Raw genomic sequence first — 21,226 nt, forward strand, 5'->3', positions numbered from 1 at the left:
GAAAGTTAGGCACCCCTTACCTGTGCAAGCGTACTGACTATCGCTCGGGGGACGGTCAACGCTTCATGAAGCTCACCACAGCGTCCCACAACGTGGACGCCAGTTCGGCTTTCTGCGCGAGAGGTAGGGGTTTTTCCGTGGCATCGGCCCCTAGCAGCCAGCCCGAATTGTCCTCGGTGCCGAATGCCTTGCCGTCCCCGACGGCGTTGACGACCAGCAGGTCGGCGCCCTTGCGTTTGAGCTTCGCGCGGGCGTGCTCGAGCACGCTTCCGTGCTCGTCGCCGGTTTCCGCGGCGAATCCCACGACAACCTGTCCCGGACGCCGGTTTTGCACCAATTCCGCAAGAATGTCGGCATTGCGGTCGAGGGTGATCACCGGATCCGGCCGGCCGTCGGCCTTCTTGATCTTATGCTCGGCCCGGTTCGCCGGCCGGAAGTCGGCGACCGCGGCGGCCATCACGACGACGTCCGCGGACTGGGACGCGGCGTGCACCGCCTGCCGCATCTCCTCCGCCGTCGAGACGTGCTCGACCACCGCACCTGCCGGATCCGGCAGGGCGACCGTGTGGGCGGCGACCAGGGTGACCTCGGCGCCGCGCTGGGCGGCGACGCGGGCCAGCGCGTAGCCCTGCTTACCGGACGAGCGGTTGCCCAGGTAGCGGACCGGGTCGAGGGGCTCGCGGGTGCCGCCCGCCGAGATCACCACGCGGACGCCTTCGAGGTCGCGCGGGAGGGCGTCGGGGCGGGCCAGCAGCAGCCGGGCCAGGTCGACGATCTCGGCCGGGTTCGCCAGGCGGCCCTTGCCGGTGTCGGCCCCGGTCAACCGGCCCGAGTCGGGCTCGGTGACGACCAGGCCGCGCGAGCGCAGCAGGGCGACGTTGTCGCGGGTCGCGGGGTGCTCCCACATCTCGGTGTGCATCGCCGGGAAGAAGGCGACCGGGCACCGGGCGGTGAGCAGGGTGTTCGTCAGCAGGTCGTCCGCGAGGCCGTGGGCGGCCTTGGCGAGCAGGTTCGCCGTGGCCGGGACGACCAGGACGAGGTCGGCTTCCTTGCCGACGCGGACGTGCTGGACCTCGGGCACCTCGGTGAACACGCCCGTGTGCACCGGGTGCCCGGAGAGGGCTTCGAAGGTGGCCGCGCCGACGAAGTTCAACGCGGCTTCGGTCGGTACCACGCGGACATCGTGACCGGACTCGGTCAGCCCCCGCAGGACCTCACAGGCCTTGTAGGCGGCGATGCCGCCACCCACGCCCAGGACGACGCGGGGTTTACTCACCCTCGGTGTGCTCGAGCAGGCCGCCGTGGATCTCGCGCAGCGCGATCGAAAGCGGCTTCTCGCGCGGGCCCGGCTCGACGAGCGGGCCGACGTACTCGAGCAGGCCCTCGCCCAGCTGGGCGTAGTAGTCGTTGATCTGGCGGGCCCGCTTGGCCGAGTAGATCGCCAGCGCGTACTTCGAGCTGACCTTTTCGAGCAGGTCGTCGATCGGCGGGTTGGTGATGCCCTCGAGCTCTTCGGTCAGGGGTACCTGGTTGGTCACTCGTGGTGCTCCGCTTCTTCGGAAAACTGATCAGCTGCAATCAAGTTTAGCAAGTGCCCGGCGGCCTCCCGCACGTCGGCGTTGACGAGGCGGTGGTCGAACTCCCCCGCCGCCGCCAGCTCGCGCTCCGCTTCGGCCAGCCGGGCCTTCACGGCAGCCTGGTTTTCGGTGCCGCGTCCGGTGAGCCGGCCGACCAGTTCCTCCCACGACGGCGGCATCAGCATCACCAGCCGAGCCTCCGGCATCGCCGCGCGGACCTGGCGGGCGCCCTGCAGCTCGATCTCCAGGACGGCCGGGCGGCCCTCGGCGAGGGCCTTCTCGACCGGCTCGCGCGGGGTGCCGTAGCAGTTGCCGGCGAACTCGGCCCATTCCAGCAGCCGGCCGTCGGCGACCATCGCGTCGAACTCCGCGCGGTCGACGAAGTGGTAGTGCGCCCCGTCGACTTCGCCGGGACGCGGCTTGCGCGTGGTGACCGAAACGCTGAACCAGACATCGGGCTCCAGCTTCCGCAGCTCGCCCACCACGCTCGACTTCCCGACTCCCGAAGGCCCCGATACGACGGTGAGCCGGTGCCGGGGGATGTCCCCCGGCACCGGCTCACTGCCGCGGTCGGTGCCCCGGCTCACCGGGTAGTCACGACCGGCGCCGTTCACTCGCCGCTGAACTCGGCCAGCAGCGCCTTGCGCTGCCGGTCGCCGAGGCCGCGAAGGCGACGGCTGGGGGCGATCTCCAGTCGTTCCATGGTCTGCTGCGCGCGGACCTTGCCGACGCCCGGGAGGGCCTCGAGCAGAGCCGAAACCTTCATCTTGCCGAGAACTTCGTTCTCCTCGGCCTGCTTCAGCACGTCGACCAGAGTGGTACCGCCCCGCTTCAGCCGCTCCTTCAGCTCAGCACGGATCTTGCGAGCGGCGGCGGCCTTCTCCAGCGCCGCAGCGCGCTGTTCCTCTGTCAGCTGGGGAAGTGCCACGTTTTCCTCCGGTAGTTCTCAAAACTGGGTGGGTGACGCGACGGTACCCACCCGTGAGCACCGGCCACAATGCGGGGGTGCCTGGTGGGGGCCTGTTCCGCGCCCTGCTATTGGTCGTTTTCCTGCGGGTCGGCCAGCACTTCGGCGACTCGTTCGACCGCTTGGCGCAAAGCCGGTTGCTCCGGACCGTGCTTCAGGATGTCCCGGGACGACGCGGGCAGCACGCCCGGGAGACCAGCGCCGAACAGGGCCCGCAAATCGGCCACAGTGGCTCCCTGAGCGCCGAAACCGGGCGCCAGCACCGGACCGTTCAACCGCGAAAGATCAAGCTCTCCCGGCGGAACGGTGGCCCCGACGACGACACCCACATCGCCGAGCGGTTCCGCCTCTGCGTTGAGTGCCGCCACCGAATCGACGATCGCCTGCGCCACGGTGCGTCCGTCAGGCAGCTTCGCGTTCTGCACTTCGGCCGCTTCCGGGTTCGACGTCCGGGCGAGCACGAAGACGCCGCGCCCCGCCGAGACGGCCGTTTCGGCGCATTGGGCCAAAGAGCCGAACCCGAGGTACGGCGAAACGGTGATCGCGTCGGCGGCGATCGCCGCACCCTCGGCGACGTACGCGGCGGTGTAGGCGCCCATCGTGGACCCGATGTCGCCGCGCTTGACGTCCAAGAGCACCAGCGCCCCGGCTTCGCGGGCGGTCTCGACGACCCGTTCCAGCACCCGGACGCCGTCCGGTCCGAAACTTTCGAAGAACGCCGACTGCGGCTTCACGATCGCCGCGCGCGCCGCCAGGACCTCCGTGGCGGACAGCGCGAACCGTTCCAGGCCCGAGACGTCCGCCGGGAGCCCCCAGGCCTCGATCAGGCCCGGGTGGGGGTCGATCCCGGCGCACAGCGGGCCGCGGGCCGCGACGGCCTTGGCCAGCCGCGCCCCGAACCGCTCCCGCCCGCTCACGACTTCGCCTTCAGCGCCGCCTGGAGCTCCTGCAGCGACTTGACCCCGATGTCGCCCCGGATCAGCGCCTCGATGCCGTGCACGGCCGCCGCGGCGCCCTGCACGGTGGTCACGCACGGGATGTCGCGGGACACCGCCGCGGTGCGGATTTCGTAGCCGTCGACGCGCGGACCGCTGTTCCCGTAGGGAGTGTTGATCACCATGTCGACGTCGCCGTTCAGGATGACGTCCACGATGTTCGGCTCGGCTTCGGTCGAGCCCTCGTAGTGCTTGCGCACCACGGTGCACGCGACTCCGTTGCGCCGCAGCACTTCCGCGGTCCCGGACGTGGCGAGGATCTCGAACCCGAGGTCCGCCAGCCGCTTCACCGGGAACACCAGGGAGCGCTTGTCGCGGTTGGCGACCGAGACGAACACGCGCCCGGACGTCGGCAGCGAGCCGTACGCGCCGCTCTGCGACTTGGCGAACGCCTTGCCGAAGTCGACGTCGACACCCATCACCTCGCCGGTGGACTTCATCTCCGGGCCCAGCAGCGAGTCGACGCCGTGGCCTTCGGGGGTGCGGAAGCGGTGGAAGGGCAGCACGGCTTCCTTCACCGCGACCGGCGAGTCGGCCGGCATCCGCCCGCCGTCGCCCTCGGCCGGCAGGACCCCGCTCCCGCGCAGGTCCTTGATCGTCGAGCCGGTCATGATCAGCGCGGCGGCCTTGGCCAGCGGCACCGCCGTCGCCTTGGACACGAACGGCACCGTGCGCGACGCACGCGGGTTGGCCTCCAGGACGTACAGGACGTCGTCCTTGAGCGCGTACTGGACGTTCAGGAGCCCGCGGACGCCCACGCCCCGCGCGATCGCCTCGGTGGAGCGGCGGACGGCCTGCAGGTCGGTGTGCCCGAGCGTGATCGGCGGCAGCGCGCACGAAGAGTCACCGGAGTGGATCCCGGCCTCTTCGATGTGCTCCATCACACCGCCGAGGTAGAGCTCCTCGCCGTCGAACAGCGCGTCGACGTCGATTTCGATGGCGTCGTCGAGGAAGCGGTCCACCAGCACCGGGTGCTCGGGGTTGATCTCCGTGGCGCGGCTGATGTACCCGGCGAGGGTCTCCTCGTCGTAGACGATCTCCATGCCGCGGCCGCCGAGCACGTAGGACGGGCGGACGAGGACCGGGTAGCCGATCTCGTCGGCGATCCGCTTGGCGCCTTCGAACGACGTCGCCGTGCCGTAGCGCGGGGCGGGCAGCCCGGCGTGGGTGAGGACTTCGCCGAACGCGCCGCGGTCCTCGGCAAGGTGGATCGCCTCCGGCGGCGTGCCGACCACCGGGACACCGGCGTCCGCGAGCCGCTTCGCCAGGCCCAGCGGGGTCTGGCCGCCGAGCTGGACGATCACGCCGGCGACGGTGCCGGACGCCTGCTCGGCGTGCACGACCTCGAGGACGTCCTCGAAGGACAGCGGCTCGAAGTACAGCCGGTCGGAGGTGTCGTAGTCGGTGGACACGGTTTCCGGGTTGCAGTTGACCATGACGGCCTCGAACCCGGCCTCCCGCAACGCGATCGCCGCGTGCACGCAGGAGTAGTCGAACTCGATGCCCTGCCCGATCCGGTTCGGGCCGGAGCCCAGGATGAGCACCTTCGGCTTGTCCGGCTGGGCGGCCACTTCGGACTGCGCGTCAGGGTCGGACTCGTACGCCGAGTAGTGGTACGGCGTCGTGGCCGCGAACTCGGCCGCGCAGGTGTCCACGGTCTTGAACACCGGCCGCACGCCGAGGCGGTGGCGCAGCGTGCGGACGCCGTCCTCGCCGGCCAGTTCCGGCCGCAGCGCGGCGATCTGGCGGTCCGACAGGCCCGTGCGCTTGGCCCGGCGCAGCAGATCGCCGTCCAGGACCGGCGCGTCACGGACCTCGGCGCCGACCTCGCCGATGTAGGCGATCTGGTCGATGAACCACGGGTCGATGCCGGAGGCCTCGTGCACCTGCTCGACGGTGGCGCCGAGCCGCAGCGCACGCTCCACTTCGTACAGCCGGCCCTCCTTCGGCGTGCGCAGCGAGTCCAAAGTGGACTCCAGCGTGACGCCTTCCGGGTCGGGCAGCGTCCAGAAGCCGGTCGCCTTGGTCTCGATCGACCGCATCACCTTGCCGAGCGCCTCGGGGAAGCTGCGGCCGAACGACATCGCCTCGCCGACGCTCTTCATCGTCGTGGTCAGCGTCGGGTCCGCGCCCGGGAACTTCTCGAAGGCGAACCGCGGCATCTTGACGACGACGTAGTCCAAAGTGGGCTCGAACGCCGCCGGCGTCTCACCGGTGATGTCGTTCTGGATTTCGTCGAGGGTGTAGCCGATGGCGAGCTTCGCGGCGATCTTGGCGATCGGGAACCCGGTGGCCTTGGAGGCCAGCGCGCTGCTCCGGGACACGCGCGGGTTCATCTCGATGACGACCATCCGGCCGTCGGCCGGGTTGATCGCGAACTGGATGTTGCAGCCACCGGTGTCGACGCCGACCTCGCGCAGCACCGCGATGCCGACGTCCCGCATCACCTGGTACTCACGGTCGGTGAGCGTCATCGTCGGCGCGACGGTGACCGAGTCGCCGGTGTGCACGCCCATCGCGTCGATGTTCTCGATCGAGCAGACGACCACGACGTTGTCGTGCTTGTCGCGCATCAGCTCGAGCTCGTACTCCTTCCAGCCGAGCACGCTCTCCTCGATGAGCACCTCGGTGACCGGAGATTCGGTGAGCCCGGTGGAGGCGAGCCGCTCCAGGTCCTCGGGCGTGTGCGCCATGCCGGAGCCGAGCCCGCCCATGGTGAAGGACGGCCGGATGACGACCGGCAGGCCGAGTTCCTTGACGGTGTCGCGGACTTCGTCCATGTCGTGGCAGACGCGGGAGCGCGGAACTTCGGCGCCGATGGAGCGCACGATGTCCTTGAACTTCTGCCGGTCCTCACCGCGCTGGATGGCGTCGATGTCGGCGCCGATCAGCTCGACACCGTACTTGTCGAGCACCCCACGTTCGTGCAGCGCGACGGCGCAGTTGAGTGCGGTCTGCCCGCCGAGGGTGGCGAGCAGCGCGTCGGGGCGCTCTTCGGCGATGACCTTCTCGACGAAGTCGGGGGTGACCGGCTCGATGTAGGTGGCGTCGGCGAACTCGGGGTCGGTCATGATGGTGGCCGGGTTCGAGTTCACCAGGGACACGCGCAGGCCTTCGCTGCGCAGCACCCGGCAGGCCTGGGTACCGGAGTAGTCGAACTCCGCGGCCTGCCCGATCACGATCGGCCCGGAGCCGATCACCAGCACGTGCTGGATGTCCGTCCTCTTCGGCATCAGTTTCCTTCTTTCACCAGGCGCCGCAAGCCGTCGCGGAAGACCTGAAAGCTTTTGGAGCGGTTGTTCTCGATGTCCGCTTCTGCGCCAGGCGGATTGCAGAGCGAGATGGGCGTCTTGAATGAGTCATTCAAGACCTCCGCGGTCCTGAATGACTCATTCAAGACGCTTCCTGGCCTGGATGCGCTCGATGCCGGTCGTGAGTGTCACGACCGCTTCTCCATGAGCGAAACGAAATCGTCGAACAGGGGCGCCGCGTCGTGCGGGCCGGCCGCGGCTTCGGGGTGGTACTGGACCGAGAACGCCGGGACGTCCAGCGCCCGCACGCCCTCGACCGTGTCGTCGTTGGGGCAGTAGTGGCTGATCTGCGCCGCCCCGAACGGGGACTCGAAGCGCTGCCCCGGCTCGCCTTCCAAAGCGAACCCGTGGTTCTGCGCCGTGATCGCCACGGACCGGGTCGCCACGTCGATCACCGGGATGTTGATGCCGCGGTGGCCGTAGCGCATCTTGTACGTCCCCAAGCCCAGCGCGCGGCCGAGGACCTGGTTGCCGAAGCAGATGCCGAACAGCGGGATCTCGCGGCCGAGGACCTGCTTGGTCAGCTCGGTCGCGTGCACCGTGGTGGCCGGGTCGCCCGGGCCGTTCGACAGGAACACGCCGTCCGGCTCGATCGCCAGCACGTCTTCCAAAGAAGCGGAAGAGGGCAGCACGTGCACCTCGATGCCGCGCTGGATCATCTGGCGCGGGGTGTTGGACTTGATGCCCAGGTCCAGTGCGGCCACCCGGAAGCGCACCTCACCGTCAGGCGAGACCACGTACGGCGCACGCGTCGACACCTGGCCGGCCAGGTCCGCGCCCTCCATCTTCGGGCTGGCGAGCACCGAAGCGACCATGTCGTCCACCGTGCCGAGTGCGTCGCCGGAGAAGACCCCGGCGCGCATGGCGCCGCGCTCGCGCAGGTAGCGCGTCAGCGAGCGGGTGTCGACCTCGGCGATGCCGACGATCCCCTGGCGCACCAGCTCCTCGTCCAGCGTCCGGCGCGAGCGCCAGTTGGACGGCGTGCGCGCGGGGTCGCGCACCACGTAGCCGTTGACCCAGATCTTCGAGGACTCGTCGTCCTCGTCGTTCCAGCCGGTGTTGCCGATCTGCGGCGCCGTCTGCACCACGATCTGCCCGTGGTAGGACGGGTCGGTCAGCGTCTCCTGGTAGCCGGTCATGCCGGTGCAGAACACCGCCTCGCCGAGGGTTCGCCCCTGCGCGCCGTAGGCAGCGCCGCGGAACACCCGGCCGTCTTCGAGTACCAGTGCGGCCTGAGCGCGCGCGTTCACTGGGCACCTCCCTTGATCTTGAGCTGTTCGATCCACTGTGGATAGTCGTCGAGGTCGTCGCCGCGGAAGCCGGTGTCGAGCTCGGTTTCGCCGAGGCGCCACGTAAGCACCAGCAGCGCGTCCGTGCCCATCACCTTCCCGGCGATCTTCGTGTCGCGCCGGACGCCGGTGACGGCCTCCCGCGGGATCCAGAAGTCGGGCGCGCCGCCGCGTTCGATGGCGACGCCGCCGTCGTGGAGCCGCCAGGAAGCAGAACTCCGCAGCCCCGCGCCGCGGGTGACGATCCGGTTCTGCCACTCCCCCGCGATCGTCGTCGACAGGTAGACGCCGGTCGACTCCAGCAGGACGTCTCCCAAAGCAGCGGGGATGGCGGGGAACGGCGGCACCTGGGCGCTCTGCGAGCGGGACTTGCGCCGCCAGCCGACGTACATGCCCCACAGGCAGAGCAGGAAGAAGGCGAAGATCGCCAGCACCAGCCAGAAGCGCTCCATCAGCAGATCTTCCCGTCCCGCGCGGTGATCCGCCCGCGCAGCAGCGTCGCGGTCACCACGCCGGGCAGCCGCATTCCCTCGTACGGGGTGTTGGCCGCGATGCTGGCCAGCTCCACGCCCCGGACGGTCCACTCGGCGTCCGGGTCGACCAGGGCCAGGTTCGCCGGCTCGCCGACGGCGATCGGACGGCCCTGGTCGGCCAGGTTGCCGATCTCGGCGGGCCGCTCGCTCAGCACCCGGGCGACGCCGCGCCAGTCGAGCAGGCCGGTGCGGACCATCGTCTCCGTGACGATCGAGAGCGCCGTCTGCAGGCCGAGCATGCCCGGCCGGGCCGCGCTCCACTCGGTGTCCTTGTCCTGGACCGCGTGCGGCGCGTGGTCGGTGGCGACGCAGTCGATGGTCCCGTCGGCCAGCGCGGTCCGCAGCTTCTCCGCGTCGGACTCGGTGCGCAGCGGCGGGTTCACCTTGTTCACCGGGTCGTAGGTGGCCAGGCGCTCGTCGGTGAGCAGCAGGTGGTGCGGGGTGACCTCGGCCGACACCTTCGTGCCGCGGTCCTTGGCCCAGCGCAGCACATCCGCCGTGCCCGAGGTGGAGACGTGGCAGACGTGCAGCCGCGCGTTCGCGTGCCGGGCCAGGAGGCAGTCGCGGGCCACAATGGACTCCTCCGCGGCGGCCGGCCAGCCGGTGTAGCCGAGCCGGGCCGCGCGCTCGCCCTCGTGCGCCTGGGCGCCGACGGTCAGCCGCGGCTCTTCGGCGTGCTGCGCGATGACGACGTCGAGGGCGGTCGAGTACTCCAGTGCGCGGCGCATCAGCAGCGGGTCGGCGACGCAGAGGCCGTCGTCGGAGAACACCTTCACCTGGGCCTGCGACTTCGCCATCGTGCCCAGCTCGGCGAGCTTCTCGCCCTTGAGCCCGACGGTGACCGCGCCGACCGGGTGGACGTCGACCAGGCCGACCTCCTGCCCGCGCCGCCAGACGTGCTCGACGATCACGGCGTTGTCGGCGACCGGGTCGGTGTTGGCCATGGCGAACACCGCGGTGTAGCCGCCGAGCGCCGCCGCGGCCGAGCCGGAGTCGATCGTCTCGGTGTCCTCGCGGCCAGGTTCGCGCAGGTGGGTGTGCAGATCGACGAAGCCAGGAAGCAGGACCTGGCCGCTCGCGTCGATCACTTCGGCGTCTTCGGGGACATCGACGGCGCCGATCGCGGTGATCACGCCGTCTTCGATCAGGACGTCGACGGGATCGCCTTCGCCGTAGGGCCGGGCGCCCTTGATCAGGGTGCTCACGCGGCGGCTCCTTCGCTGGCCAGGAGGTGGTAGAGGACCGCCATGCGCACGTGGACGCCGTTGCGGACCTGTTCGGTGATGGCCGAGGCCGGGGAGTCGGCGACCGCCGAAGCGATCTCCATCCCGCGCAGCATCGGGCCGGGGTGCAGCACGACCGCGTGGTCCGGCAGCAGCTTGTGCCGCTTTTCCGAGAGGCCGTACGCGATCGAGTACTCCCGTGCGCTCGGGAAGAACCCGCCGTGCATGCGTTCCGCCTGGACACGCAACATCATGACGGCGTCGACCGCGGGCAACTCGGCGTCCAGGTCGTGCGAAACGGTCACTGGAAGGCTTTCGACGCCGTAAGGCAGCAACGTCGGCGGCGCGACGAGGACCACCTCGGCGCCGAGCGCGGAGAGCAGATGGATGTTCGAGCGGGCAACCCGGCTGTGCAGGACGTCCCCGACGATCGCGACGCGCCGGTCCTTCAGCGAACCCAGGCGCTCGCGCAGGGTCGCCGCGTCGAGCAGCGCCTGCGTGGGGTGCTCGTGGGTGCCGTCGCCGGCGTTGACCACGGACGTGCCGGGCTCGGCGAGCCACTCCGAGAGCCGCTGGGCCGCGCCGCTGGCGGGGTGCCGGACGATCACGCAGTCGGCGCCCGCGGCGGCCAGCGTCAGCGCGGTGTCCCGCAGGGACTCGCCCTTGTTCACCGACGAACTGGACGCGGAGACGTTGATCACGTCGGCGCTCATCCACTTCCCGGCGATCTCGAACGACACCCGGGTGCGCGTCGAGTTCTCGTAGAACAGGGTGATCACCGTGCGGCCGCGCAGCGTCGGCAGCTTCTTGACCTCGCGGCCGAGCAGGGTGTGCTTCAGCTCGTCGGCGGTGTCGAGCACGGCCGTGGCCAGTGCCGGGTCCAGGCCGTCGGTGGCGAGCAGGTGCTTCACGAGTCCTCTCCAGCAGGTTCGGACGGACGCAGCAGAACGGCGTCGCGGCCGTCGATTTCGGCCAGCAGGACGGACACACCCTCGGTGCGGGCGGTCGGCACGTTCTTGCCCACGTAGTCGGCGCGGATCGGCAGCTCACGGTGACCTCGGTCGACGAGGACCGCCAGCTGCACCGCGCGGGGGCGGCCATGATCACGGAGGGCATCGAGCGCGGCCCGGATCGTGCGGCCGGAGAAGAGGACGTCGTCGACCAGGATCACGACGCGGTCGTCGATGCCGTCGGTGGGCAGCTGCGTCTGTTCGAGCGCGCGCGGCGGGCGGCGGCGGAGGTCGTCCCGGTAGAGGGTGACGTCGAGGGCGCCGGTGGGCGGGCGGACCCCGGAGAATTCGCCGATCTTGTCGGCCAGGCGGACGGCGAGCGGCGTACCCCGGGACGGGATGCCGAGCAACACGGGCGGGGTAGTGCTCTCCGCACCGTTCGCGGTCTTTTCGATGACCTGATGGGCCATTCGGGCGATCGTGCGCGCGACATCGCCGGCCGTCAGGAGCTCGCGCTCCCCGGCCGAACCAGCCGCGTCACGCGGGCGTGACGACAAACCGGACTCCTTCCCCGCCTCACCGGACGGGTCCTTAAAGGACGTCTGTTCCCCTGCTGGTCGGGGCTTTCGCACCGACAGTAGCAGGCACTTTGCTCAGTCTTCCGGGTGGTGTGGCGTGATTCGCGGCAAGCTTCTGCTTGACCTGGTGACAACAATGCGTAACCATTACTCAGAGTATTCGACTCAGTGAGTCCCCCGGCCCGGTCACCCCGACCGGGAGGGGGTGAAGAACGGAGAACGACCAGATGGGCGATTACGCCAAGGCGCTCGGGGCCAAGCTCCGCGGGATCCGCCAGCAGCAGGGCCTGTCCCTGCACGGGGTCGAGCAGAAGTCCGGTGGGCGCTGGAAGGCCGTCGTCGTGGGCTCGTACGAGCGTGGCGACCGCGCCGTCACCGTGCAGAAGCTGGCCGAGCTGGCCGACTTCTACGGTGTCCCGGTGGTCGAGCTGCTGCCCGAGGGCCGGGTCCCCTCCGGCGCCGAGCCCGCCACCAAGATCGTGATCAACCTGGAGCGCCTCCAGCAGCTGCCGGCCGAAAAGGTGGGCCCGCTCGCCCGCTACGCGGCGACGATCCAGAGCCAGCGCGGCGACTACAACGGCAAGGTGCTCTCGATCCGCACCGAGGACCTGCGCTCCCTGGCCATCATCTACGACATGACCCCGGGCGAGCTGACCGAGCAGCTCATCGACTGGGGCGTCCTGCCGCCGGAGGCGCGTCCTTCCAAGGAGGACTGATCCGGATCCGGGAGTGCGCGAAACCGACGCAGTGAGCGTCCCTCGGTGGGGCACCGGAGACGCTCACTGATTCGTCGGGGGGCCCGCAGCACTCAGAGCACGGCGCGCAGGCGGTCGGCGATCGTGCCGATCCGGCCCAGGACGCCGTTGACGAACCGCGGCGAGTCGTCCGTGGACAGTTCCTTCGCCAGGCCGACGGCCTCGTCGATCGCGACCGGGTCCGGAACGTCCTCGGCCCAGAGCAGCTCGTAGACCCCGATCCGCAGCACCGCGAGGTCGACCTTCGGCATCCGCTCCAGGGTCCAGCCCTGCGCGTGCTCGGCCAGCAGCTCGTCGATCTGCGTCTTCCGGCCGGTCACGCCCTCGACCAGGCTGATCGTGTAGTCCGCGATCGGGTCGACCTCGGTCGCGCCGACCCGGTCGGCCAGCAGCGTCACCGCGTCGGTGTCGCGCTGCGAGGCCTCGTACAACATTTCCACCGCACGGCGGCGCGCCTGCCGGCGGCTGATCGCGCCGCCGCGGTTCGGGTGGGGTTTCGACGTCGGCATCAGCTGGAGACGCGGCCCAGGTAACGGCCGTCGCGGGTGTCGACCTTGATCTTCTCGCCGGTGGACAGGAACAGCGGGACCTGGATCTCCGCGCCGGTCTCCAGCGTCGCCGGCTTGGTGCCACCGGTCGAGCGGTCGCCCTGCAGGCCCGGGTCGGTGTGCTGGATGATGATCTCGACCGAGGTCGGGAGCTCGACGTAGAGCGCCTCGTTCTCGTGCACCGCGACCTGGACCTCGGTGTTCTCGAGCATGTAGTTGGCGTTGTCGCCGACGACCGCGGCCTGGACCGTGATCTGGTCGTAGGTGTCGCCGTCCATGAACACGAAGTCGGCGCCGTCCTTGTACAGGTAGGTCATGTTCCGGCGGTCCACCGTGGCCGTCTCGACCTTCGTGCCCGCGTTGAACGTCTTGTCGACCACCTTGCCGGTCAGCACGTGCTTGAGCGTCGTGCGCACGAAGGCGCCGCCCTTGCCCGGCTTGACGTGCTGGAACGCGGTGACGGTCCACAGCTGGCCCTCGAGGTTGAGGACGAGCCCGTTCTTCAGGTCGTTGGTCGTGGCCACGAGCTTGCAGTCTCCTGTGTCGGATCTTCGGGTTCGGGGCCGCTGTCAGACGACCACGAGGTTCTTGGTGCTCAGGGTGAGGAGTTCGGGTTCCCCGGCCCGCACGACGAGCGTGTCCTCGATGCGCACGCCACCGCGGCCCGCGAGGTACACGCCGGGCTCGACGGTGACCGCCATACCGGCGGCCAGTGTACCGACGCCCGTCGCGGCGAAGCTGGGCGCCTCGTGGATCTGCAGGCCGACGCCGTGCCCGAGACCGTGCGCGAAGTGCTCGCCGTGACCCGCGTCCGCGATCACCCTCCGCGCGGCGGCGTCCACATCGGACACCTCGGTGCCCGGCACGACGGCGGCGACCCCGGCCGCCTGGGCGGCGTGGACGAGGTCGTAGACCTCCCGCTGCCAGTCCGCGGGCTCGCCGAGGACGAAGGTGCGGGTCATGTCGGAGTGGTAGCCGTCGACGGTGGCGCCGAAGTCCAGCTTGACGAAGTCGCCGCGCTTCAGCTCGGCGTGCGTCGGCTGGTGGTGCGGGATGGCGGAGTGCGCGCCGGCGGCGACGATGGAGGCGAAGCTGGGCGCGGACGAGCCGTGCTCCAGCATCCGGTGCTCCAGGTCACGGGCGATGTCCAGCTCGGTCCGCCCGGGCCGCAGCCCCCCGGCGGCGACGAGGTCGTCCAGCGCCCGGTCGGCGGCGGCGCACGCCTGGCGCAGCGCTTCGATCTCGGCTTCGTCCTTGACCTCGCGCAGCCGCTCGACGAGGCCGGGGGCCCGCTTCAGCGGCACCTGCTCGTTCAGCGCCTCGTACTGCTCGACGCTGACGTGCTGGCTCTCGAACCCGACCTGCCCGTAGGTCCGGCCGTCCTTGGCGGCGCGGGCCACGAGAGCGGCGGCGCTGGCCCGGTCGACGACGGTCTCCAGATCGGGCACCTCGGCGGCCGACTGCGTGGTGTAGCGGCCGTCGGTGCAGAAGAGCGTCTTGTCGTCGCCGCCGGCGTGCAGCAGGACGGCGGCGTTCGAGCCGGTGAACCCGGTCAGGTAGCGGATGTTCAGCAGATCGGTGACCAGCAGCGCATCGACACCGGCACCGGTCAGGAGCCCGCGCAGCGCGCCGCGTCGTCGTCCATGGGTTTCAGGCACCCGTCCACCCTAGTGCGCGCGCTTCCCGGGGGAAGCGACTCGCCAGTAGGCCGCCTACACTCCGCAGGATGAGCGCCTGGGTGATTCGCGGACTGGTGATGGCGGTGCTGCACGGCGTCGCCCTCACGGTGCTGGCCAAGTACGCCGTGTACCACCCCACGGACCAGGCGCTGGTGATTTCCCTGACCCTGGCGGTGCTGGTCGGGGCCGCGGCCTTGTGGAGCGCGCTGGACGCCTGGCGCGACGTGCCGGAGCGCGGGCGCGTGTGGTTCATTTCCGCGCTGATCGCGGGACCGGTGGCGGGGATCCTGTACGTGATCGGCCGGGCGGTGTTCGTGGACCAGACCGGGGTCTCGGAGCTGGGTGGGGCGTTGACCGGCGGGGCGGCGTTCTCGGCGTTGCTGGTGCTGGTCCCGGCCGGGCTGGGCTTGTTCGTGGGTGGCCGGATCGGCCGGTCGCCGAACGCCGACCGCGAGAACCACGCCGGCTAAGTGCCCTGCCGCGGCCGGCCGTGACCTACGTTGTCAGTCGAGGCAGGAACGGCCAACTCACCGCCCAGAACGGCCAATTCATGAACCGGAACGGCCAACTCGCCGGCGGTGTGGGTGAGTTGGCCGTTCCCGTGGGTGAGTTGGCCGTTCCCGCGGGTGAGTTGGCCGCCGGGGGGCCGGGTGGAGGAAGCCAGTGGCGGGTCCGGATGCACCCGATGGGGTCCTGGGTGCGTTCCCGGCCGGCGCAGACGCCCCCGCGCCGTAGGTAGTCAAGTGATCGTCGGCCCTTACCCGACTTACCACTCACGACGGGCGGGGGCGGGACAGCTTCAGCCCACCAGGGACGCACCCGGCGGGAAGCCGTCCCACTGGGCCGTCGTCACCGGGCGTGCCGTCGAGCCGTTGTTGCCCACCGCCGCGGCGTCGGTGACCGGCCAGCGGCGGCCGTCCAGCACGAAGGCGTAGCCGCGGCCCGGCGCCTGCACCGCGTCCGCGCCCGAGGGCAGCCGCGTCGTCAAAGGGAGCGCCGCCAGCGCCGGCGGGGCCTTCTCGAGGACCTCGCCCGCCAGCGCCACCGCCACCGCGCGGCGGTCCACGCGGACTCGCCCGCCCGCCCGGACCAGGTCCATCGTCCGCTCCGGGGAGGGCGCCGTCACGCCGTCGAACGTCGCCGCCACCCGGCCCGGGGTCGCGCAGGCCTGGCTGCCCAGCAGGTCCAGCCCGAAGTGCCGCAGGTCGCTCGGGGCGCCGGCACCGCCGAGCGACGTCGCGCGCACGAGGTCGAACGGCACCCGGTCGCACGGGTCGGCCGGCGACAGCGGCGCGTGCCCGTCCGCGCGGCGCACCAGGCCCGGCCCTTCCCGCCACGGCCCGGGAACCAGCACGGGCCGGAACGGGTGCTCGGTGAAGTCCGCGGTCCAGAACGTCAGCGTGGTCCCGCCGTCGGTCTCGTGCGCGACGACGAACGCGGCGAGCGCGCCCACCCACATCAGGTCCGCGCTGAACCCGTCGACGACCGACCGGGCGCGCGGCGCCGAAGTCGACGCCACCGGCACGAACCCGCCGACGTCCAGGGCCTGCACCCCGGCCCCGAACGCCGGGTCGCGCGAGCGGAGCACGAACTGCCCGGCGCCGTTGGTGCCCGCGGCGCGGCCGGTGGTGTCGGTGAACATCAGGTAGAACCAGCCGTCGAGGTAGACGGCCGACGGCTGGCCGGCGCCGTAGACGTTCGCGCGGTGCACGTCGTGCGACGGCCCGAGGATCGGCCGCCCGCCGGCCGCGCGGGTCCAGTGGATCCCGTCGGGGCTGGTCGCGAGCCCGATCGAGTTGCCGAGCGCGTGGTCCCCGGCGGCGCCGGTGTAGTACAGGTAGTACGTCGAGCCGACGCGCAGCACGGACGGGTCGCAGGTGTGCATGCCGTCGAACTGCCCGGGCGCACCGGAGAACACGGCGGCCGGGATCCCGCCACCCGGTCCGGTGAACGGCCCGTCGAAGGAGCGGGCCTGCGCGTACAGAATGTCGTCCCCGGCCGGGCCGGCGCCGCCGTACTGGCTGCACCACCACATCCGGGTCTGCCCCCGATCGAGCATCACCGACGGTCCGTAGTTGTAGACGGCATCGGCCCCACCGGCGGCGATGACGCCACCACTCTGCCGGGGGTCACCCGAAGCGAGCTTGACGTCGCTGGGCCGCGGCGCGGTCTTCCCGCCCGCGATGGCGGGCTGCTCCCCCGCCGCCTGCGGCTGGGCGTAACCCTCGGTGCACCCCGCGACCAGGAGGCCCGCCAGGAGGCTGGCGAGCAAGGCACGAGCGGGTCGCCGACCCCCACGACGAAACGGGTGCACGGCATCGGAGTGTAGCGAGCGACCTCACCCGTCCGAGCGACCGCGCTCCTGTTCGGGGGTCTGCGGGGTCGAACGTCTTGAATGACTCATTCATGACGTCCGGCGCCAGGAATGAGTCATTCAAGACGTCGGAGACTCGAGCCGGCCGCCTCAGGTGCCTGCGAGCGGCCCTTCCGCCGCGACCAGCTCGACCTCGAACCCGGCCTCGTTCTCCAGGTACGCCGCGTAGTGAGCGTCGCCGCCCGCGTGCGGGTACCGGTCCGCGAACAGCGGCTGCCAGCCGTGGCCGGTCGCGCGGGCCGCCAGGTCGTCGACCTGCTCCCGCGTGCCCACGTGCAGCGCCAGGTGGTTCAAGCCCGGCCGGGTGCGCTCGTGGTCCGCCGCGCTCCGCGCCGGTGACGCCTCCACCACCAGGTACGTCCCGCCGAACCGCCAGCTGACGCCCGCCGGCCAGCGCTGGAACTCCCGCCAGCCGAGCTCGCCGAGCAGCCAGCCCCAGCTCCGCTCGGCTTCGGCGAGGTCGGGCACCCACAGCTCGATGTGGTGCGGCCGCCCGTGCGCCGCCGGCAGCGCGACCAGCACGCGGTGCAGGTCGCCGTAGTGCACGCCGCTGCCGACGTCGAGGAACCCCAGGCGCCCGGCCACCTTCAGGCTCGCCGCGTTCCGCTCGTGGACCAGCGCCCACACCGCCCGGAGCCCAAGCGTGCCGAGGCCGTGGTCCAGCAGTGCGCGGGCGGCCTCGGTGGCCAGGCCCTGCCCGGCGTGCGCGCTCGCGACGTAGTAGCCCAGCTCGGGCACCTCGCCCGGCAGCTCCGACGACGGCCGCAGGTGCGCGACACCGATCACCTCGCCGGCGCGCTCGATCACCCAGTGGCCCTGGCCGGCCGGGCCGCGGTAGGCCAGGCGGCGATCCACCATCGCGCTCGCCGTGGCCGGGTCGGAGAAGTCCGCCGCGAAGAACCGGCTCATCTCCGGGTCGGCGAACACCTTCACCACGGCCTCGCGGTCGGCCTCGGTCAGCGGCCGCAGCGTCAGCCGTGGCGTCGCCAGCCGGGTCATCCCGGGTGCGCGGCGAGCCAGCGCAGGGCGAGCGGGTAGCCGTCGACGCCGAGGCCCGCGATCACCGCCGTCGCGATGTCCGACAGCACGCTGTGGTGCCGGAACGCCTCCCGCTGGTGGACGTTCGAGATGTGCAGTTCGATCAGCGGCGCGGTCAGCTGCGCCGCGGCGTCGCGCACCGCGATCGAGTAGTGCGTCCACGCGCCGGCGTTGAGGACCACCGGGTGCCCGCCGTCGGCCGCTTCGTGCAGCCAGCCGACCAGCTCCCCCTCGTGGTCGGTCTGCCGGACCTCGACCTCGATGCCCAGCTCGTCGCCGGTCTTCACGCACAGCGCCGCGAGGTCGTCGTGCGTGGTCGAGCCGTAGACCGACGGCTCGCGCTTGCCGAGCCGGCCGAGGTTGGGGCCGTTGAACACGAACGCCTTCACAGCAGCACGCTCCCGCTGCCGCGAGACGGCTCCGCCGCGATCGCCGAGTACGCGGCCGCGAGCAGCGCCGGGTCCGGGCCCTCCAGCCGCCCGGGCTTGGCGAGCGCGTCGAGGACGACGAACCGCAGCGCACCGGAGCGGGTCTTCTTGTCGCCCTTCATGGTTTCCAGCAGCTGCGGCAGCGCGTCGGCGTCGTACGTCGTCGGCAGGCCGATCAGCTTCAGCACGGCGGCGTGGCGCTCGGCCGTGGCGTCGTCAAGCCGCCCGGCCAGCCGCGCCAGCTCGGCGGCGAACACCAGGCCGACGCTGACCGCGGCGCCGTGGCGCCACCGGTACCGCTCGCGGCGCTCGATGGCGTGGCCGAGGGTGTGGCCGTAGTTGAGGATCTCCCGCAGGTCGGACTCGCGCAGGTCCGCGGCGACGATGTCGGCCTTGACCCGGATGGACCGGCGCACCAGCTCGGCCAGGACGTCGCCGGCCGGGTCGAGCGCGGCGGCGGGGTCGGCCTCGATCAGCTCGAGGATCCGCGGGTCGGCGATGAAGCCGGCCTTGACGACCTCGGCCATCCCGGCGACGAGCTCGTTCTTCGGGAGCGTCTCCAGCGTCGCGAGGTCGACGAACACCGCGCTCGGCTCGTGGAACACCCCGACGAGGTTCTTGCCGGCCTCGGTGTTGATGCCGGTCTTGCCGCCGACCGAGGCGTCGACCATGCCGAGGAGCGTCGTCGGCACGTTGACCAGCCGGACGCCGCGCATCCACGTGCCCGCGACGAACCCGGCGAGGTCGGTGACGGCACCGCCGCCGAGGCCGACCACGGCACCGCGGCGGTCCAGCCCGATCCGGCCGAGCACCTCCCAGCAGAAGCCCGCGACGGACAGCGCCTTGCCGTCCTCGGCGTCCGGGATCTCGACGCTGTGGGCGTCGAGGCCCGCCGCGATCAGCTCGTCGCGGATGGCCTCGGCCGTGGTGGCCAGCGTCGGCGGGTGGATCAGCGCGATCTTCGAAGCATCGGCCAGGTGCTCGACGAGGTCGCCGAGCAGGCCGCGCCCGACCACGACGTCGTAGGGCTGGGCGGTGGCGACCGGGATGCGCACCGGATCAGACTGCGCCGGATCAGACACGGGGGTGACTCACTCCTTGGCTTCGGCGGGAGCGGCGAGCTCCGCCACGAGGTGCGCGACGATCTCGGAGGGCGTCCGGTCGTCGGTGACGATCTCGACGGTGGCGACCTCGCGGTAGACGGGCACCCGCTCGTCGAGCAGTTTCTTGAAGGTGGCGCGGGGGTTCACCCCGGCCAGCAGCGGCCGCGCACTCGACAAGCCGGTGCGCTGCACCCCCGCCGCCAGGCCGACGTTGAGGAACACCACGGCGTGCCGGGCCAGCCGGGCCCGGGTGCCCGGGGTGAGCGGCGCGCCGCCGCCGAGGGAGAGCACGCCCTCGTGCTCCGCCAGCGCCGTCGCCACCGCTTCTTCTTCCAGCGCGCGGAAAGCGGGTTCGCCGTCTTCCGCGAAGATGTCGGAGATGCTGCGCCCGGTGCGCGCGACGATGTCGTCGTCACTGTCCCGGAAGGTGACGCCGAGCGCGGTCGCCAGCAGCGGGCCGACCGTGCTCTTGCCCGAGCCGGGCGGGCCGACGACCACCGCGCGAGGACTCACCACCGCTCCTCGAGGGCCTTGAGGTACGCGTCGGCGTTGCGCTTGCTCTCGATGAGCGAGTCGCCGCCGAACTTCTCGAGCGCGGCGTCGGCGAGGACGAGCGCCACCACCGACTCCAGCACGACCCCGGCGCGGGGCACCGCGCAGACGTCCGATCGCTGGTGGATGGCGACGGCCGGTTCGCCGGTCCTGACGTCTACTGTGGACAGTGCTTTGGGGACGGTCGAGATCGGCTTCATGGCCACGCGGACGCGCAGCGGCTCGCCGTTGGTGATGCCGCCTTCCAGGCCGCCCGCGCGGTTCGACCGGCGGGTGACACCGACCGGGCCGGTGCCGCGGTCGATCTCGTCGTGCGCCTGGCTGCCCCAGCGACGGGCGGTCGTGAAGCCGTCGCCGACCTCGACGCCCTTCATCGCCTGGACGCCCATCAGCGCACCGGCGAGCCGAGCGTCGAGCCGGCGGTCCCAGTGGACGTGGGAGCCGAGGCCCGGCGGGAGGCCGTAGGCGAGGACCTCGATCACGCCGCCGACGGTGTCGCCCGCCTTCCGGACGGCGTCGACCTCGGCGACCATCGCGTCGGTGCCCTCCTGGCTGAAGGCGCGCACCGGGCTCTCGTCGATGGCCGCGAGGTCGGCGGCCACGGGCAGCGGGCCCTCGGGCGCGTCGGCACCGCCGATCGAGACGACGTGGCTGAGGATCTCGACGCCGAGCAGCTGCTGGAGGTAGTTGCGCGCGACGGTGCCGAGCGCGGTCCGCGACGCCGTCTCCCGGGCGCTCGCGCGCTCCAGGACGGGACGGGCCTCGTCGAAGCCGTACTTCTGCATGCCGGGCAGGTCCGCGTGGCCGGGGCGGGGCCGGGTGAGCGGTTCGTTGCGCGCGAGGCCGTCGAGGATCTGGGGGTCGACCGGGTCGGCCGCCATGACCTGCTCCCACTTGGGCCACTCGGCGTTCTCGATCTGCACGGCGACCGGGCCGCCCTGGGTGAGGCCGTGCCGGACGCCGCCGAGGAACTCGATGTGGTCGGTCTCGAAGCCCATCCGCGGGCTGCGGCCGAAGCCGAGGCGGCGCCGGGCCAGCTGCTCGGTGACGTCGGCGGTGGTGACGGCGACGCCCGCGGGCATGCCTTCGAGCACGGCGGCCAGCGCGGGTCCGTGCGATTCACCTGCGGTGATCCAGCGCAACATGGGCTCAATCCTGTCACGGGCGCGACGCGGGCCGGGAAATGCCTCCGGTCATCCCGCACCGGAGAAGAGCCGGGACGGTCGGCGCGTACCCAGAGGGACGACACGCGTGATCGAAGCGTCGACTCGCGTGATTGGAAGGTCGACACGCGTGATCAGGGGGTCGACACGACGGCCATGCCCG

The 21,226-nt window shown here is 71.4% G+C and carries 22 protein-coding genes; 2 read left to right on the forward strand and 20 right to left on the reverse strand.

Annotation, left to right across the window (positions count from 1 at the left end):
- Nucleotides 1-55: 55 nt before the first annotated feature.
- The 11 genes from coaBC to pyrR form a co-directional block, all read right to left on the reverse strand.
- A complete protein-coding gene (gene coaBC / locus ACLJQF_RS19405) occupies nt 56-1,276 on the reverse strand; it encodes a bifunctional phosphopantothenoylcysteine decarboxylase/phosphopantothenate--cysteine ligase CoaBC (RefSeq protein WP_410610463.1) in 1,221 nt (406 codons plus the stop codon).
- Nucleotides 1,269-1,538, reverse strand: coding sequence for a DNA-directed RNA polymerase subunit omega (gene rpoZ / locus ACLJQF_RS19410; protein ID WP_360267413.1), 270 nt, complete (start codon nt 1,536-1,538; stop codon nt 1,269-1,271). The genes coaBC and rpoZ overlap by 8 nt, the downstream gene beginning before the upstream one ends.
- The gene (gmk, locus tag ACLJQF_RS19415) at nt 1,535-2,191 is read right to left on the reverse strand and encodes a guanylate kinase (RefSeq protein ID WP_410610465.1); all 657 of its coding nucleotides are present in this window, start codon (nt 2,189-2,191) and stop codon (nt 1,535-1,537) included. The genes rpoZ and gmk overlap by 4 nt, the downstream gene beginning before the upstream one ends.
- Nucleotides 2,188-2,505 (reverse strand): integration host factor, actinobacterial type, encoded by a 318-nt coding sequence (gene mihF / locus ACLJQF_RS19420; RefSeq protein ID WP_013224622.1) that lies wholly within the window; start codon nt 2,503-2,505, stop codon nt 2,188-2,190. The genes gmk and mihF overlap by 4 nt, the downstream gene beginning before the upstream one ends.
- A gap of 107 nt (nt 2,506-2,612) precedes the next feature.
- Nucleotides 2,613-3,461 carry an orotidine-5'-phosphate decarboxylase gene (gene pyrF / locus ACLJQF_RS19425; protein WP_410610467.1) on the reverse strand — a complete coding sequence of 283 codons (849 nt, stop codon included), beginning with the start codon at nt 3,459-3,461 and terminating at the stop codon, nt 2,613-2,615.
- Nucleotides 3,458-6,772, reverse strand: coding sequence for a carbamoyl-phosphate synthase large subunit (gene carB / locus ACLJQF_RS19430; RefSeq protein WP_410610469.1), 3,315 nt, complete (start codon nt 6,770-6,772; stop codon nt 3,458-3,460). Before carB ends, pyrF begins: the two co-directional genes overlap by 4 nt.
- Before the next feature lie 206 nt (nt 6,773-6,978).
- Complete coding sequence (carA, locus tag ACLJQF_RS19435) at nt 6,979-8,100, reverse strand: glutamine-hydrolyzing carbamoyl-phosphate synthase small subunit (protein ID WP_410610471.1); 1,122 nt, start codon at nt 8,098-8,100, stop codon at nt 6,979-6,981.
- Complete coding sequence (locus ACLJQF_RS19440) at nt 8,097-8,591, reverse strand: transporter (protein WP_410610473.1); 495 nt, start codon at nt 8,589-8,591, stop codon at nt 8,097-8,099. Before ACLJQF_RS19440 ends, carA begins: the two co-directional genes overlap by 4 nt.
- Nucleotides 8,591-9,877 carry a dihydroorotase gene (locus ACLJQF_RS19445; RefSeq protein WP_410610474.1) on the reverse strand — a complete coding sequence of 429 codons (1,287 nt, stop codon included), beginning with the start codon at nt 9,875-9,877 and terminating at the stop codon, nt 8,591-8,593. The genes ACLJQF_RS19440 and ACLJQF_RS19445 overlap by 1 nt, the downstream gene beginning before the upstream one ends.
- Complete coding sequence (locus ACLJQF_RS19450) at nt 9,874-10,806, reverse strand: aspartate carbamoyltransferase catalytic subunit (RefSeq protein WP_410610475.1); 933 nt, start codon at nt 10,804-10,806, stop codon at nt 9,874-9,876. Before ACLJQF_RS19450 ends, ACLJQF_RS19445 begins: the two co-directional genes overlap by 4 nt.
- On the reverse strand, nt 10,803-11,402 hold the full coding sequence (gene pyrR, locus ACLJQF_RS19455; protein WP_410610476.1) for a bifunctional pyr operon transcriptional regulator/uracil phosphoribosyltransferase PyrR: 600 nt from the start codon (nt 11,400-11,402) through the stop codon (nt 10,803-10,805). Before pyrR ends, ACLJQF_RS19450 begins: the two co-directional genes overlap by 4 nt.
- A 248-nt stretch (nt 11,403-11,650) precedes the next feature.
- Here pyrR and ACLJQF_RS19460 point away from each other — a divergent pair, with 248 nt between their 5' ends.
- Nucleotides 11,651-12,139 (forward strand): transcriptional regulator, encoded by a 489-nt coding sequence (locus ACLJQF_RS19460; RefSeq protein WP_003096372.1) that lies wholly within the window; start codon nt 11,651-11,653, stop codon nt 12,137-12,139.
- Between the two features lie 92 nt (nt 12,140-12,231).
- Here the strand turns inward: ACLJQF_RS19460 and nusB are convergent, their stop codons facing one another.
- The 3 genes from nusB to ACLJQF_RS19475 are packed head-to-tail and all read right to left on the reverse strand — an operon-like array spanning nt 12,232 to nt 14,384.
- Entirely contained in the window at nt 12,232-12,687 is a 456-nt protein-coding gene (nusB, locus tag ACLJQF_RS19465; protein ID WP_410610478.1) for a transcription antitermination factor NusB, read from the reverse strand.
- A complete protein-coding gene (gene efp, locus ACLJQF_RS19470; RefSeq protein WP_410610480.1) occupies nt 12,687-13,250 on the reverse strand; it encodes an elongation factor P in 564 nt (187 codons plus the stop codon). The genes nusB and efp overlap by 1 nt, the downstream gene beginning before the upstream one ends.
- A gap of 45 nt (nt 13,251-13,295) precedes the next feature.
- Complete coding sequence (locus tag ACLJQF_RS19475) at nt 13,296-14,384, reverse strand: M24 family metallopeptidase (protein ID WP_410610482.1); 1,089 nt, start codon at nt 14,382-14,384, stop codon at nt 13,296-13,298.
- A gap of 68 nt (nt 14,385-14,452) precedes the next feature.
- On the opposite strand from ACLJQF_RS19475, the gene ACLJQF_RS19480 reads away from it, so the two are divergent.
- Nucleotides 14,453-14,875 carry a B-4DMT family transporter gene (locus tag ACLJQF_RS19480; protein WP_410610484.1) on the forward strand — a complete coding sequence of 141 codons (423 nt, stop codon included), beginning with the start codon at nt 14,453-14,455 and terminating at the stop codon, nt 14,873-14,875.
- 329 nt (nt 14,876-15,204) lie between these two features.
- On the opposite strand, the gene ACLJQF_RS19485 is transcribed toward ACLJQF_RS19480, so the two are convergent.
- The 6 genes from ACLJQF_RS19485 to aroC all read right to left on the reverse strand — a co-directional run bounded on the left by ACLJQF_RS19485 (nt 15,205) and on the right by aroC (nt 21,045).
- On the reverse strand, nt 15,205-16,677 hold the full coding sequence (locus tag ACLJQF_RS19485; protein ID WP_410610485.1) for a beta-xylosidase: 1,473 nt from the start codon (nt 16,675-16,677) through the stop codon (nt 15,205-15,207).
- 192 nt (nt 16,678-16,869) lie between these two features.
- Nucleotides 16,870-17,778: a GNAT family N-acetyltransferase gene (locus ACLJQF_RS19490; protein WP_410610487.1), complete on the reverse strand. Its 909-nt coding sequence runs from the start codon at nt 17,776-17,778 to the stop codon at nt 16,870-16,872.
- On the reverse strand, nt 17,775-18,206 hold the full coding sequence (gene aroQ / locus ACLJQF_RS19495; RefSeq protein WP_410610488.1) for a type II 3-dehydroquinate dehydratase: 432 nt from the start codon (nt 18,204-18,206) through the stop codon (nt 17,775-17,777). The genes ACLJQF_RS19490 and aroQ overlap by 4 nt, the downstream gene beginning before the upstream one ends.
- A complete protein-coding gene (gene aroB / locus ACLJQF_RS19500; RefSeq protein WP_410610489.1) occupies nt 18,203-19,327 on the reverse strand; it encodes a 3-dehydroquinate synthase in 1,125 nt (374 codons plus the stop codon). The genes aroQ and aroB overlap by 4 nt, the downstream gene beginning before the upstream one ends.
- Before the next feature lie 9 nt (nt 19,328-19,336).
- The gene (locus ACLJQF_RS19505; RefSeq protein ID WP_410610491.1) at nt 19,337-19,861 is read right to left on the reverse strand and encodes a shikimate kinase; all 525 of its coding nucleotides are present in this window, start codon (nt 19,859-19,861) and stop codon (nt 19,337-19,339) included.
- Entirely contained in the window at nt 19,858-21,045 is a 1,188-nt protein-coding gene (gene aroC / locus ACLJQF_RS19510) for a chorismate synthase (protein ID WP_410610493.1), read from the reverse strand. The genes ACLJQF_RS19505 and aroC overlap by 4 nt, the downstream gene beginning before the upstream one ends.
- Between the last annotated feature and the right edge of the window lie 181 nt (nt 21,046-21,226).

Origin of the sequence: Amycolatopsis sp. lyj-109, from assembly GCF_046548995.1 — a bacterium.
Lineage (GTDB): Bacteria > Actinomycetota > Actinomycetes > Mycobacteriales > Pseudonocardiaceae > Amycolatopsis.